Below are 13,978 nucleotides of genomic sequence, written 5' to 3'. Positions count from 1 at the left end.
CGCCGTGATAAAAAAGTTACAAATTTGTTAACTTTTAATCATCCTTATGATTTTTATGACTTTTTACCGTTAATGTAGCGCTTTTTCTAAGCTTAGAAAAAGCGCTGTGATAACCTTTCCGAAAATTTCAACTACCATGATGAAGTTTGACGCATAACAGTCAAACTCCCCCTACCCATTGAATTTTGACTATTATTACAAGGAAAAGGAAATGAACGTTTTAACATCACGAGTCCGTTCGCGGTCTGTGTTGAGCGGCTTAGTTATCGCTGTATTATTTAGCATAAGCACATTCGCCAATGCAACGATGCTCAGAGTAACGGTAACCAATAACGCACAAGCTAATGGCTTGGCTTTTACACCTTTATACACGGCGTTTCACGGCGCATCTTTTGACGCATTTGATGTTGGCGGTACAGCTTCTGCTGGCCTAGAAGCTTTAGCAGAGCTTGGACAAGCCATGCCAATTGCGGGTGAGAGACTAACTGTAGATCCGAGCTCACTTGGCGGTGTCATCTTTCCTGACGCGGGTATGCGACCGTTATTTGGTGGCGAATCAGGCTCGTTAGATATTAATATCACCGACCCAGCAAGTAATATGTTCTTTACTTTTTTGTCTATGATCTTGCCATCAAATGACACGTTTTTTGGTCGTGATGACGCTATTCAGCTATTTGACGCCGCGGGCAATTACCTAGGTGACAGAGTGATTGCGGTGACGGGTGCCGATTTATGGGATGCAGGTACAGAGGCATTAGATGTTGACGCTGCACCCTTTATCCCAGGCAATACAGCGACAGATAGCCCGGCTGACACCTCGACAAGTATTCGAGCAGCAGAATCTCTCGCCGCGTTTGCCGGCTTAACCTTGGCAAACGGCCGTGTATTGGATGCAAGCTTAATTGACTTTTTATCTAACCCAGATGCATTTGATGTTGCCACAATCACGATTGAAGAAATCACGGCTGAAGTCTCTGCACCAAGTGCAATAGCTCTATTTGCTTTAGCTATTGCGGGCATTGCAGTGAGACGCAAAGCTTAAAAATCTATTCCGGCGGAACTATCCCGTTGGCGACGTTGACAGAAACAGCAGTACTATCGACGTCGTTTTCACTCAAGATACCCTCATCTGGCTTTATTCATTGCTTACCTTCTACAAGATTTAGTAGACTGGCGGTAGAAGTTTCTTAACGCATAAAAATAAAAACATGACAGAAAAATTTAAGGTTCCTCACACACTCGTATTACTCCTTGCCATGATGTTGTTGGCCTATGTGGCTACTTGGCTCGTTCCACAAGGTTTTTTCGAAACCGTCACCCTAGAAAACGGTAGACAAGCGGTGGTGCCAAACACTTATACAACCGCAGAAACACAAATTCGCCTCACGCCTATGGACTTTTTTGTCGCCATCCCTAGAGCATTAGCGGCGGCGCAAGATGTGATCTTTTTTGTCTTCATTGTTGGTGGTGTACTCGCTATCGCAAGGGCAACCGGTACGGTTGATGCGCTGATTGGCAATTTACTCGAACGCTTTGGCACACGCCCTTATATGCTGGTCTTTATGGTCATTTTTTGTTTTGCTCTGGCATCAGGTGCCATCGGTACAGCCGGTGAGTACATCCCTTTCGTATTGATATTAGTGGGTTTGTGCAAAGCTATGCGTTTAGATGCAATGACCGCCGTTGGTATGGTGGTTGTAGGCTATGGTATTGGTTACGGTGTATCCGCCTTTAATCCTTTTACTGTCATGATAGCGCAGCAAATTGCTGACTTACCTCTCTATTCAGGGATTGAATTAAGAATAGCTTTAATCTTACCTTTTGTATTGATTGGTTTTCATCATGTGTGGCGTTACGCAAAAATGGTACAACTCGATCCCGGTCGCTCTTATACAAAAGGTTTACCCTGTCCCTTAGACAACAGCAATAACGCTGATTACCCAAGCTTGAACTCTCGCCACAAATTGATTTTATTTGGTTTGGTATTCGCTATCGGTATTGCAGTATGGGGGATATCTCAACACGGTTGGTACCTATATCAATTGGGCGCAGTATTCATTATTTGGGGAATATTTACCGTAATCGTCGGTCAGCTAAGTGCAAATGTTGCCGCCAACAAATTCATTGAAGGCGTACAAGATCTCGCGACCACCGCTATTCTTATCGGTATCGCCAGAGGCATTGCATTGATTATGGAAGATGGGCAGATCCTACACAGTTTGGTTCACGGCATGTCGATTCCCTTGTCTTACTTAGGGGCGGAAGCCGCCGCGGTTGGCATGTTTATCATGCAGACTTTGTTAAATTTATTCATCCCATCTGGAAGTGGTCAAGCTTACGTCACGATGCCTTTAATGGTGCCGGTAGGCGATATTATTGGTGTAAATAGACAAATTGCGGTTTTGGCGTATCAATTTGGTGATGGGTTTTCTAACATGATCGTTCCCACCAATGCGGTATTAATGGGCATTATTGGTATGGCAGGTGTACCCTATCACTTATGGTTTAAGTTTTGTTTCCCGCTGATGCTCAAGTTATCCTTAGCGGCAGCTATCGTACTTGTGGGTGCGGTAGTGTTCGACTTCGGTAGTGATGTTCAGCCACAAGTAAAGGCACATGTCCCGAGTGAAGTAGTTGTAATAGAGCAATCTTAGCTGCCAATGTTACATTTATCGGAAGCACCACAAAGGTGCTGTTGATAGCGCAGGATATGATTCTACCGAGCCGCGACCTACCAAGTAGAATCAAAATTTGTTTTTCATGAATGAGAAACCAAAGCGTATATGGACATACTTGCAGCGGTTTTTAGTCTACTTGGTAGGTCGCGGCCTAATGGAATCGCTGCCTGCATACACGGTACTTTTCTCGATTTAGTTCGCTATTTTCGTCACACCCATGTTAAACAATGTAAAACCATAGATATCCGCATATTGCTCAATTGTTTTACTGATAGGTGTGCCTGCGCCATGACCGGCATCGGTTTCGATGCGAATCAAAGTTGGTAACTCGCCCGCTTGAGCGGATTGCAAGGTTGCTGCAAACTTAAACGAATGGGCAGGTACAACACGATCGTCGTGATCAGCAGTCGTAATTAAAGTCGCGGGATACGCGACGCCTGGTTTTACAGCATGAACAGGAGAATAGTTTCGTAAATACTTAAACATTTCTTCACTTTGCTCAGAGGTGCCATAGTCATACGCCCATCCCGCACCAGCAGTAAATGTATGGTAACGCAGCATATCCAAAACCCCCACCGCAGGTAAGGCAACTTTAGCCAAGTCGGGTCTTTGAGTCATGACGGCACCCACTAACAAACCGCCATTTGATCCGCCTTGCAGAGCAAGAAAATCACTACTCGTATACTTGTTGTCAATTAAGTATTCTGCAGCGGCGATAAAGTCATCAAATACATTTTGTTTTTGCAACTGCGTCCCTGCTTTGTGCCATGCTTTACCATATTCACCGCCCCCGCGTATATTGGGCACCGCGTATATCCCTCCAAGCTGCAACCAAGCGGCTGTGACTGAGCTAAAACGAGGCGTTAAACTAATATTAAAACCGCCATAACCATAGAGAATGGTGGGATTCTGTCCATCTAACTGTGTGTCTTTGTGATAGGTAATGATCATCGGTACTTTGGTGCCGTCTTTTGAGGTGTAAAACACTTGTTTAGACAGGTATTCAGTGCCATCAAAATCTATCTCAGGTTGATTGAAAAGAAGGGTTTCGCCCGAGGCAATATCCAATTTATAAATGCTTGTAGGCGTCACATAATTTGCAAAGGTATAGTAGGTTGTCGACTCATTTGTTTTACCACCAAACGAACCTGCAGCGCCGACGCCGGGGAGCGCGATCTCTCTGATCTTTTCTCCAGTAAGTGAGTACTGATATACCTTTGATACTGCATCAACCATATATTCTGCAAAAATATACCCGCCTGCTGTACTAGGGCTTAGCACATTGTCAGTTTCGGGAATTAGATCTTGCCATTCACTCACGTCGGGCTTGGCTATGTTTGCTTTGACTATCTTTGAGTTGGGCGCGTTTTCATTCGTGACGAGAAAAATATCATCACCCATGCTACTGAGCATATAAACGTCAGATTCAATACTTTCTTTTACCGTTATCCACTCAGCTTCACTTGCGGATAGATCTTTTATATACGCTCTATTGCCCGACGTCGAATTTGCCGCAGACACAAACAAGTATCGGTTGTCTTCACTAACTTGAGCGCCGATGTATCGATGCTTTTCCGCATCACTGTGACCAAATACTTTGATATCGGTTGATTGTGGCGTGCCTACTTGATGGTAATACAACTTATGTTGATCGGTTTTCTCACTTAGTTCAGAGCCATCAGGTTTGTCATAGCTCGAATAGTAAAACCCTTCATTTTTGTACCATGACAAGCCACTAAATTTAACATCTACGAGTGTTTCACTTAGGAATTCAAAACTCGTCGTATCCATGACAAAGACTTCTCGCCAGTCACTTCCACCTGTAGAAGTCATGTAGGCAACTTTACTGCCATCTTCACTAAAAGACATACCCGCTAACGATACCGTGCCATCTTCGCTAAATTTGTTCGGGTCGATAAAAACTTCCGCTTCACCCGCGTCTTTTTGTCGGTACACGACACTTTGATTCTGTAAGCCATCATTTTTATAGAAATACGTGTACTCGCCCTCTTTAAAAGGCGCAGAAACTCGCTCATAGTTGATAATGTTCTTTATCTTTTTTGCAATCTGATCTCGATAAGGAATAGTTTTCAGAAAGCGCTGAGTTACTTCATTTTGTATTTTGACCCAAGCTTCTGTTTCCGAGCTACGGTCATCTTCTAACCAGCGATATGGATCGGCAACATCGGTGCCAAAATACGTATCGACTACTGTGCCTTTTGCGGTGGGAGGGTAAATAATATTTGTTTTGCTCATCGTCGCCTGCGTGACTTTCTCAGCTTGTTCCGCTGTCTGTTTGTGACAAGCGCTGAGAGAAGATAGTCCAATTAAAGAAATGGTTAATAGAGATATCGAAATACCTTGTTTGGTTTTCATGATGGTTTCTGCCTGTATTTACTCGCACAAAATTTGAATGAATTTTGTCCCAAGCTTCTATTTATTATCAGTGCGGTATATTCCCGCCGTAAATTTATTATTGCTATTTTTTTATTGTCGTGTCGTTTTGTACTGTCAAGTTTGCTCGTGCATATACAGTCATTAGAGCCTATTGCACACCTTCGATCGACAGACCTTAAACTCTAATAAATTAGTTTGTTCAGCGCAAATGGCAATAATGGGTATAACTTGTTATTCAGCGGCGGTTTTATGACAACAATAGAGCAGGTTTTAAAATAGAACCCAATCGTGTTTGTTATTCAATCGATGTATTCAGGGTGTGAGAGGTACGATTTTCTTGCTGTGCGTGACGAGCTTTTTGTCCGTCTGAAAAATAGAAAATTGTAGTTGACTGCAAAGCTAGCGTTTCAGTCCTTGCTTGGTTTTTCACATAACTAACGCCATCTGGCGCCAGCAACGTGGGCATAAGGGCTTTTTTTTCAGTTTGGGTAGTTTGCACTATATGCTTTGCGTGCATGGGCTCTACAATTGGTTCATACGAAGTGTTTTCGATATTAGTGTTGCAACAGCCTATTGCAATTACCGCTATCAGTTCAGACTTGTTCATGCGACAAATATCACGCAGTAGTAATAAGGAGTGTTCATGGATGTTAAGTGCCCTTACTTAGACCTTTCTCTCACTTAAAGTTAAATAATCTGAGTATATGAAACATGTTCTCAAGCATTAGCCTTTGATTTTAAGCAGGTAATGGTCTATTTTTAGCGGCAAAAATACGCGTGCCATTCGCCAATTTTCAATGGCAGCCACTCAAAGGAAATTACATGTCATCTTTAGGTACACCTTTTTCTAGTTCTGCAACAAAGGTCGTTTTGCTCGGCTCGGGTGAGCTAGGTAAAGAAGTTGCAATTGAACTCAAACGATTGGGCTGCGAAGTTGTCGCCTTAGACAGATACGATTGTGCTCCCGCGATGCAAGTTGCTGATCGCAGTTACACGCTTTCTATGCTTGACGGTGAGGCACTTACCAAAATTATCGAGGCAGAAAAACCCGATTTTATCGTGCCCGAAATAGAAGCCATCGCCACATCAAAACTATTAGAATTAGAGCAACAAGGTTATACGGTCGTACCTACCGCAAAAGCCGCCCACTTGACGATGAATCGCGAAGGTATTCGTCGCTTAGTGGCAGAAGAGTTAAAACTACCGACATCTGACTACGTATTTGCCGATACTTTTGAAGCGTTTTCTGCCGGTATTGAAAAAATTGGTTTTCCTTGCATTGTAAAACCCATCATGAGCTCTTCTGGAAAAGGCCAATCCATGCTGAAATCAGCAAGTGACATGGAATACGCTTGGCAATATGCGCAAGAAGGTGGCCGTGCGGGTGCGGGTAAAGTAATCATCGAATCATTTATCCCGTTCGAGTACGAAATTACCTTACTAACCATTAGGCATATTAATGGGACAAGCTTTTGTGAACCCATCGGGCATCGACAAGAAGACGGCGATTATCGCGAATCTTGGCAACCGCAAGCCATGAGTGAGCTAGCAATCAAACGAGCGAAGGACGTCGCCCATAAAGTAACGCAAGCGCTGGGTGGTATGGGGCTATTTGGCGTAGAACTGTTCATCAAAGGTGACGAGGTATATTTCAGTGAAGTATCACCAAGGCCACACGACACGGGTATGGTCACTTTAATCTCTCAAGATCTCTCTGAGTTTGCTTTGCACGCCCGCGCATTCTTAGGGTTGCCAGTACCAAATATCCATTTTCATGGCGCTTCTGCATCGGTTGCTTTACTGGTTGAAGGCGAATCAACACAAGCTACGTTTGGTAATCTGCATGTAGCTTTGCAGCTAGCCAATACTGATATTCGTCTGTTTGGAAAACCGCTCGTTAGCGGGCGACGCAGAATGGGAGTGTGTTTAGCTAGGGCGGAAAACACTGACCGAGCCATCGAAATGGCACAAGGAGTATGCGACAAGGTCAGTGTAGATTTATAGGCTTAAAAACGATAGCAAAGGTGCCCGTGCGCACCTTTACTATTTTAATCAAATAAAACACCATTCAATTGGTTTTCTAAATACTCTTGCTGACCAGACTCTATTTTGGGTGAAAAGTTTTCCAATGTGGCGTGGTCAGCTAGGCCTTCTAGTGTAAATTGACCACCTTTTATTTGTTTACCTAGATCCGTGTTCCAACCGCGATAACGTTGTTTGGTTTTTTCCGCTAAAAAGTCGTTTTCAATTAATTTCGCGGCTTTTTTCAAGGCCAAAGCCAAGGCGTCCATACCACCGATGTGGGCCAACAACATATCGTCTGGTGCGGTACTTTGTCTACGAAGCTTGGTGTCAAAATTGAAACCACCGCTTGTAAAGCCTCCCGATTTAAGTATTTCGTACATGATCAATGTCAGCTCACTGACATCCATTGGAAACTGGTCGGTATCCCAGCCATTTTGGGCATCACCTCTATTGGCATCCACACTACCAAAAATACCAAGTGACACCGCAGTCGCAATTTCGTGATGGAATGAATGACCAGCAAGTGTTGCGTGATTCGCTTCAATATTTACTTTAAATTCATTTTCCAAGCCGAACTGCTTCAAAAAACCGTACACTGTTGCAGAATCATAGTCGTACTGGTGTTTTGTAGGCTCTTGCGGTTTGGGTTCAATCAACAGCGTCCCTTTAAAACCGATTTTGTACTTGTGCTCAACAACCATTTGCATAAAACGGCCAAACTGTTTGCGCTCTTGACGAAGATCAGTATTTAATAAGGTTTCATAGCCTTCTCGACCGCCCCACAAAACGTAGTTTTCTCCACCCAAATGCTTAGTTGCATTCATTGCATGATAAACTTGGGTGGCACCATAACTGAATATTTCTGGATCGGGACTGGTTGCTGCCCCCGCTGCATAACGCGGATGACTAAACAAGTTCGCGGTTCCCCACAATAGCTTCACACCCGTTGCTTCTTGTTTGGCTTCTAGCACATCAACCATTTCGCTAAAATTGCTGATATATTCACTGATACTGTTGCCTTGAGGCGCAACATCGGTATCGTGAAAGCAATAATACGGCACACTCAGCTTTTCAAAAAACTCAAAGGCAACGTCTGCTTTTGCCTTTGCTGACTGCATGTCATTTTCACCTGCCAACCAAGGGCGACTAAAGGTCGGCTGGCCGAATATGTCTGCACCATCCCAGCAGAAGTTATGCCAGTAGCAAGCGGCAAAACGCAAATGTTCTGCCATTGATTTGCCGAGTATTTGTTGCTCAGCGTTGTAGTGGCGAAAAGCCAAAGGATTAAGGCTTGACGCTCCTTCGTACTGCACCTTTTTCACATTGGGAAAGTAGGCTGTCATTGTGTGCTCCTTGAAAAATATTTGTTGAATCATGTAGGCCGAAATAAAGAACCACTTTCGGCACAAAAATTGTTTTATTCTTTAAAAAAAGGCAATAAAGCGGTTTTAAGCGCAGTAAATTTGCTATACCTATTCATTAAAAGCGCCTGACGCTCGCTATTGGGTTGGTGTGTCGAAATTAATTCAGCGCTACGGCACACTTCGGACAGGCATGCGTTTTCCTCAACCGCCAATTTCGCCAAGCGCGCAGCACCTAAGCCTGCAGCGACCTCGGCTCCGGCGCGATACAAGACATTGCAATCCAATACCGAAGCGAGTAAATCTCGCCAAAATGGACTCCTTGCTCCTCCACCAAGCACATCGAGTTCTCTTACTGGATGACCGGCATTTTGCATCGCTGCAAGGCCATCTTTAAACGCAAAGGCCACCCCCTCTAAAATTGCATAGAGCATGTCAATCTGACGAGTATTTACGGTTAAACCAAAAAAATTACCCACGGCAAATGCATTGTTTAAAGGTGTTCGCTCTCCGCTCAAATAGGGCAAAAATACCGGTGCACGACTAACATCCACCTTAGATAGCCCAGTTTCATCAAAAATATCACTGACCTTAGTGTGAGCAACCGCATCAGCAAACCACTGTACACAGCTTGCCGCACTCAGATGAACGGACATTAAATGCCACTTATCAGGTAAGGCATGACAAAAACTATGCAGAGCCTCTTCACAGTTTTGTTGAAATGCAGGACTGACTGAAAATATTACGCCCGAGGTACCTAGAGACAGCATCGATTGCCCAGCTTCAACTATACCCATTCCCACTGCAGCGCAAGCATTGTCGCCCGCGCCACCAGCCAAAGGGACTCTATTTATTTCCCAACGCTCCGCTAAGCCTGGCAGTAGCTGACCTGCAACATCCGAGCCTTCGACTAGCTCAGGCATATGAGACAGCGTTAAGCCACACGCGTTTAATAAGCCCTTATGCCAAGCTCGGTTCTTCGTATCGAGCCACATGGTGCCCGCAGCATCAGACATTTCAGAAAAGTACGACCCACTTAGCTTGTATCGTAAGTAATCTTTAGGCAGTAAAACTTTGTGTATTTTCGAAAATATTTCGGGTTCGTTTTCTTGGATCCACAGCAGTTTGGGCGCTGTAAACCCTGGCATCATCAGATTCCCCGTGATATCTCGACTATTTTTTACCTGCTGTTCAAGTGCTTCACAGGCTTTCCAGCTTCGCCCGTCGTTCCATAAAATAGCCGGCCTTAAAACATCGCCTTCTTCACCGAGGAGCACAGCACCATGCATTTGGCCACCAATGCCAATGCCCTTTACGTTTTTTAACAACTGCGCTTCATATAAATCATCAAATGCTAATTGGCAGGCATTCCACCAATCTTCTGGCACTTGTTCGGACCACAAGGGTTTTGGCTGTTGCACTGGATAGGCATAGTCTTTGGATGATAAGATGTCGCCTTCCTCGTTCATTAGCACGGCCTTTAAACCTGAGGTGCCTAAGTCCAATCCAACGTACATGTATCTTGCTCTGATAAAAGTCTTTTTTTAATCCTTGATTAATTGTTAATAAACAACAATTATGAATTTTTGTAACATATTTTTAAAATTTGATGATGTCATCGTTATTTTTTTTTGTTACATTATGTATACATTAATAAATATAGTAAGTTAGACTTATGTTTAAAGATCGTCATTCAATTACCTTATTGTTTAATGCAAATAAAGTGTATGACCGCCAAATTATTGAAGGTGTCGGCCACTACTTACAATCCACACAAGTCAACTGGGATTTGTATTTAGAAGAAGACTTTTTGACGCGTCTTCCTTCTATTTCGCAATGGCGTGGAAACGGTATTATTGCTGACTTTGATGATCCGAAAATTGAGGCTGCACTTACCCATATAGACGTGCCAGTCATCGGTGTGGGTGGGTCATATCAGAATAGTGATGACTACCCAAACGTTTGCTATGTAGCGACAGACAATCAAGCTCTAGTAAACCAAGCCTATGAGCATCTTAAGAGCAAAGGTATAGAAAATTTTGCTTTTTATGGTTTACCCGAAGATCCGAACTTCCGTTGGGCAAAAGAGCGAGAAAACGCCTTTATACAATTGTGCAAGCGGGACGGTTATGCATACTCCTTGTATCAGGGTCACTTGACCCGCGCCGACACGTGGCAGTACACGATGAACCGATTGACGGATTGGTTGTCTAGTTTGGCCAATCCGGTGGGAATTATTTCGGTTTCAGATTCACGTGCACGTCACTTATTCCAAGCCTGTGAACAACTAGAAAAACTCGTACCACATCAGGTCGCAATAGTGGGTATTGACGACGATGAAGTTACCCGCCATTTGTGTCGCACGGGTCTTAGTTCGGTAAAACAGGGAAGTTTTAATATGGGGATAGAAGCCGCCAAGTTACTCCACCGACGCCTAGAAAACCCTCACCTTCCTCCCAAGCGCATTATGATGCCGCCAATTGGGATTGAAGAGCGCGAGTCTTCAAATTTTCAAAGTTTAAAAGATCCTAACGTGATGCTTGCCATGCACTTTATTAAACAAAATGTATTCAGGGGTATAAAGGTTGAACAAGTGGTTGATTTTGTTGGCATATCCCGTTCAAATTTAGAAAACAGGTTCAAGTCTTCCGTTGGGCACAGCATTCACCACGAGCTACACACGCTGAAATTGGAAAAAGCGGTCAACCTACTAAAGAATTCAACGATGGGTGCAAATGTCATTGCAGAAACCGCCGGTTACCCTTCGGTACAATACATGTACGCGGTATTTAAAAAACATTTTGGTAAAACCCCAGTCGAATTTCGCGCGCAGTCAGAAGAAACCGAAGCCTAGTCCCATTAAAAATCGGGGAACACCAAACGCACGGTTAAACCGCCGTTTGCGCGATTTTGAAGCGCAATGTGCCCATGATGCGCGTCCATAATTTCGCGACACAAGGCGAGTCCCAGTCCTGTTCCAGATGATTTGGTTGAATAAAAAGGTATCAAGGCACTGCTCAGTACTTCTTCCGACATCCCCTTTCCCCGATCAGACACTTCAATAACTGTTTGTTTATTGTTTTTATGACAGTGAATACTTACTTCTTTGTCGTCTCCACCTGATTCATGTGCATTTTTAAGCAAATTTATTAGCAGCTGTTCCAATTGTATTGGATCGGCTTGAACATCAGTGTTAAAGGCAGTATCAAATCTGAAGTACCATTGCTCAGCAAGCTGTTGAACAAATGATTGCCAATCCAATTTTCTAATATTTGGTTCGGGTAGTTTGGCGAACTTTCCATAGCCCTGTACAAATTCGCTAAGATGTTTAATGCGCTCATCTATTGTCGAAAACACACGTTCTAAACGAGTATCGTCTACATGCTCTGTGAGCAGTTTACCGCTGTGGATCATGGAGGAAATAGGGCCCAACGAATTGTTCAGCTCATGGCTTATCACTCGTATCACTTTCTTCCACACCGCCACTTCCTGACGGCTAAGCTCGCGCGTCATTTGTTTCAGTATGAAAAGCGTGTGGGGGTGGTTATTTAGCGAAAAATTTCCTTTGGAAATATGCCAAGTTTGGCTTTCTTGTTGTTTTGGGGTCAGTGTAAATAATCCTTCCGTACCCTTGTCCACTATACTCTCAAAACCCAAAGGCGCACCGTCCACTAAGTCATCGAGTCGACTACCTTCTAAACTCACTTTGCTAGCAAAAAAATCGCGTGCCGCAATATTACTGAATACCAAAATGCCTTGGCTATCAGTCAGAAACAGCACATCTGGCGAACTTTGCGTCACTTTATCTAATAACAACTCTCTTTGGTATAACCAGTGCTTTTCAGTGCGAAGATGCTCTACCGTTTCGTTGTATAACTCACAAAGCTTACCAAATTCATCATTTTTGTGATAAGAAAGACTTGTAGAAAACTCACCATCCTTCATATTCAACATACCTAATTCTAAGGCTTCAATCCCTGTTCTAAAATCTGCCAACAAGTAACGCGCTACAATCAAACTCCCCAAGACAATGGCAAAACCCACTAAAGCAATATGGTGAAGAGACAGATTTGCGAACCAAAACAGCGGGATAGCCGCACACAGAGCAATCAAAACCACACAAAGATACAATCGATGCAGCATGCTCAATCGCATTAGTATTCAATGCCCAATTTATTCAGGCGTCTGTACAAGGCTTGGCGACTCATACCAAACTGCCTAGCGACTCTTGCAATCACCCCGCTGTGTTCGCGCATCGCACTTTCAATGTCGGCTCGACTGGGTTCAACCGCAGTTTTAGTGATATTCACGGACGCTTCTGATGACATAGCGGTCACACTGGTTTTATCGTTTAGTGCAAAATCACTGGCTTCGATAATACCCTCGGGCTTAAATACGCTCACCCGTTTGCAAGCGTTTTCTAACTCACGCACATTGCCGGGCCAACTATGGGATATTAAGCGTTTTTCTGCGTCGAAGCTGAGTGTGCGTTGTGGTAAAAAATGCATCACCAAAGGAATGATGTCATCCTGACGCTCGGACAAGGGTGGGATCGGTAACTCAATCACATTGAGCCTGTAATACAAGTCTTCTCTAAACTTACCCTCGGCAATATCAGCCATCAGGTTTGCGTTTGTTGCACTGATGACTCTTACTTGGGTTTTTTGCGTATTGACCGAACCAAGGCGCTCAAATTCGCCGGTTTGTAACACACGGAGTAACTTGGTCTGCCCTTCGTATGAAAGATTGCCAATTTCATCCAAAAAAAGTGTACCGCCATTGGCTGCTTCAAAGCGTCCAATACGCGTCTTATTTGCCCCTGTGTATGCTCCAGCTTCGGCACCAAATAACTCTGCTTCAATCAAGTCAGCAGGCAGGGCAGCACAATTGAGTTTAATGAAGGCTTGATTGGCAAGTGCAGATTGCGCATGGATCAACTCGGCAATTTTCTCTTTACCCGCGCCATTGGGTCCGGTGATCAACACAGATACGTCGGATTTTGCAAGTTGGATAGACATGTCTACAATTCTCTGCATGGCGCTGCTCGCATAGACTAAGCCGACACTGCTCGCCACCTCTTTACTATCCTTGAGATTCTCACTATGGCGCTTGTAGCGCTCTGACTCCGTCTTGGCTTTGCCTAGGTCAATCAAGTTTGACACGGTATTGATAAGCTTTTGGTCATTCCAAGGCTTTTCAATGTAGTCAACCGCCCCTGCTTTCACTAGTTCCACTGCTTGCGCGAGGTCTGTCCAAGCGGTAATTAATATAATCGGGAGGTGGCGATTTAAGTCGCGCAATTGATAAAAAAGACTCCGTCCTTCCTCGCCCGAAGTGGTGTCTTTGGTAAAATTCATATCTTGAATAACCAGTGCAACCCGCAGTTGATTGACTAACGACACAGCTTGTTCCGGCGAATGCGTTGTAATCACTTCATAGCCATGGATCTCTAAGACTAAAGACAAGGCTTGAAGCACTGCGGGGGTATCATCGACGATTAAAATTTTGTCCATACTG

10 protein-coding genes are annotated in these 13,978 nt (G+C 44.0%); 4 read left to right on the top strand and 6 right to left on the bottom strand.

Annotation, left to right across the window (positions count from 1 at the left end; translation table 11 throughout):
• Positions 1-211 precede the first annotated feature (211 nt).
• Complete coding sequence (locus ACFOHL_RS16020) at positions 212-1,042, top strand: spondin domain-containing protein (protein ID WP_376921245.1); 831 nt, start codon at positions 212-214, stop codon at positions 1,040-1,042.
• A 166-nt stretch (positions 1,043-1,208) separates the two neighbouring features.
• Positions 1,209-2,654, top strand: a complete 1,446-nt coding sequence (locus ACFOHL_RS16015; protein WP_376921244.1) for a YfcC family protein — start codon at positions 1,209-1,211, stop codon at positions 2,652-2,654.
• A 216-nt stretch (positions 2,655-2,870) separates the two neighbouring features.
• Here ACFOHL_RS16015 and ACFOHL_RS16010 read toward each other — a convergent pair whose 3' ends face one another.
• Together ACFOHL_RS16010 and ACFOHL_RS16005 are read right to left on the bottom strand one after the other, a co-directional pair.
• Entirely contained in the window at positions 2,871-5,054 is a 2,184-nt protein-coding gene (locus tag ACFOHL_RS16010) for a prolyl oligopeptidase family serine peptidase (protein ID WP_376921243.1), read from the bottom strand.
• A 316-nt stretch (positions 5,055-5,370) separates the two neighbouring features.
• Entirely contained in the window at positions 5,371-5,682 is a 312-nt protein-coding gene (locus tag ACFOHL_RS16005; protein ID WP_376921242.1) for a hypothetical protein, read from the bottom strand.
• A gap of 215 nt (positions 5,683-5,897) precedes the next feature.
• Between ACFOHL_RS16005 and purT the strand changes: the two genes are divergently transcribed.
• Complete coding sequence (gene purT, locus ACFOHL_RS16000) at positions 5,898-7,079, top strand: formate-dependent phosphoribosylglycinamide formyltransferase (protein ID WP_376921241.1); 1,182 nt, start codon at positions 5,898-5,900, stop codon at positions 7,077-7,079.
• Between the two features lie 44 nt (positions 7,080-7,123).
• Here purT and xylA read toward each other — a convergent pair whose 3' ends face one another.
• Both xylA and xylB read right to left on the bottom strand, forming a co-directional pair.
• Positions 7,124-8,443 (bottom strand): xylose isomerase, encoded by a 1,320-nt coding sequence (xylA, locus tag ACFOHL_RS15995; protein ID WP_376921240.1) that lies wholly within the window; start codon positions 8,441-8,443, stop codon positions 7,124-7,126.
• 74 nt (positions 8,444-8,517) lie between these two features.
• Entirely contained in the window at positions 8,518-9,978 is a 1,461-nt protein-coding gene (gene xylB, locus ACFOHL_RS15990) for a xylulokinase (RefSeq protein WP_376921239.1), read from the bottom strand.
• Between the two features lie 158 nt (positions 9,979-10,136).
• Here xylB and ACFOHL_RS15985 point away from each other — a divergent pair, with 158 nt between their 5' ends.
• The gene (locus ACFOHL_RS15985) at positions 10,137-11,315 is read left to right on the top strand and encodes a XylR family transcriptional regulator (RefSeq protein ID WP_376921238.1); all 1,179 of its coding nucleotides are present in this window, start codon (positions 10,137-10,139) and stop codon (positions 11,313-11,315) included.
• Positions 11,316-11,320: 5 nt separating this feature from the next.
• Here ACFOHL_RS15985 and ACFOHL_RS15980 read toward each other — a convergent pair whose 3' ends face one another.
• Both ACFOHL_RS15980 and ACFOHL_RS15975 read right to left on the bottom strand, forming a co-directional pair.
• On the bottom strand, positions 11,321-12,604 hold the full coding sequence (locus ACFOHL_RS15980; protein WP_376921237.1) for a sensor histidine kinase: 1,284 nt from the start codon (positions 12,602-12,604) through the stop codon (positions 11,321-11,323).
• A gap of 11 nt (positions 12,605-12,615) precedes the next feature.
• Positions 12,616-13,974 (bottom strand): sigma-54-dependent transcriptional regulator, encoded by a 1,359-nt coding sequence (locus tag ACFOHL_RS15975; RefSeq protein WP_376921236.1) that lies wholly within the window; start codon positions 13,972-13,974, stop codon positions 12,616-12,618.
• Positions 13,975-13,978: the final 4 nt, after the last annotated feature.

Origin of the sequence: Agaribacter flavus (genome assembly GCF_042646125.1) — a bacterium.
In the GTDB taxonomy this organism is placed as follows: Bacteria; Pseudomonadota; Gammaproteobacteria; order Enterobacterales; family Alteromonadaceae; genus Glaciecola; species Glaciecola flavus.
Note: the sequence above shows the minus strand (reverse complement) of the source record. Positions and strands in the feature narration are given on the sequence as shown.

Coding starts and splice junctions, on each gene's coding strand:
- ACFOHL_RS16020 (WP_376921245.1), top strand. CDS start 212: ATGAACGTTTTAACATCACGAGTCCGTTCGCGGTCTGTGTTGAGCGGC.
- ACFOHL_RS16015 (WP_376921244.1), top strand. CDS start 1,209: ATGACAGAAAAATTTAAGGTTCCTCACACACTCGTATTACTCCTTGCC.
- ACFOHL_RS16010 (WP_376921243.1), bottom strand. CDS start 5,054: ATGAAAACCAAACAAGGTATTTCGATATCTCTATTAACCATTTCTTTA.
- ACFOHL_RS16005 (WP_376921242.1), bottom strand. CDS start 5,682: ATGAACAAGTCTGAACTGATAGCGGTAATTGCAATAGGCTGTTGCAAC.
- purT (WP_376921241.1), top strand. CDS start 5,898: ATGTCATCTTTAGGTACACCTTTTTCTAGTTCTGCAACAAAGGTCGTT.
- xylA (WP_376921240.1), bottom strand. CDS start 8,443: ATGACAGCCTACTTTCCCAATGTGAAAAAGGTGCAGTACGAAGGAGCG.
- xylB (WP_376921239.1), bottom strand. CDS start 9,978: ATGTACGTTGGATTGGACTTAGGCACCTCAGGTTTAAAGGCCGTGCTA.
- ACFOHL_RS15985 (WP_376921238.1), top strand. CDS start 10,137: ATGTTTAAAGATCGTCATTCAATTACCTTATTGTTTAATGCAAATAAA.
- ACFOHL_RS15980 (WP_376921237.1), bottom strand. CDS start 12,604: ATGCTGCATCGATTGTATCTTTGTGTGGTTTTGATTGCTCTGTGTGCG.
- ACFOHL_RS15975 (WP_376921236.1), bottom strand. CDS start 13,974: ATGGACAAAATTTTAATCGTCGATGATACCCCCGCAGTGCTTCAAGCC.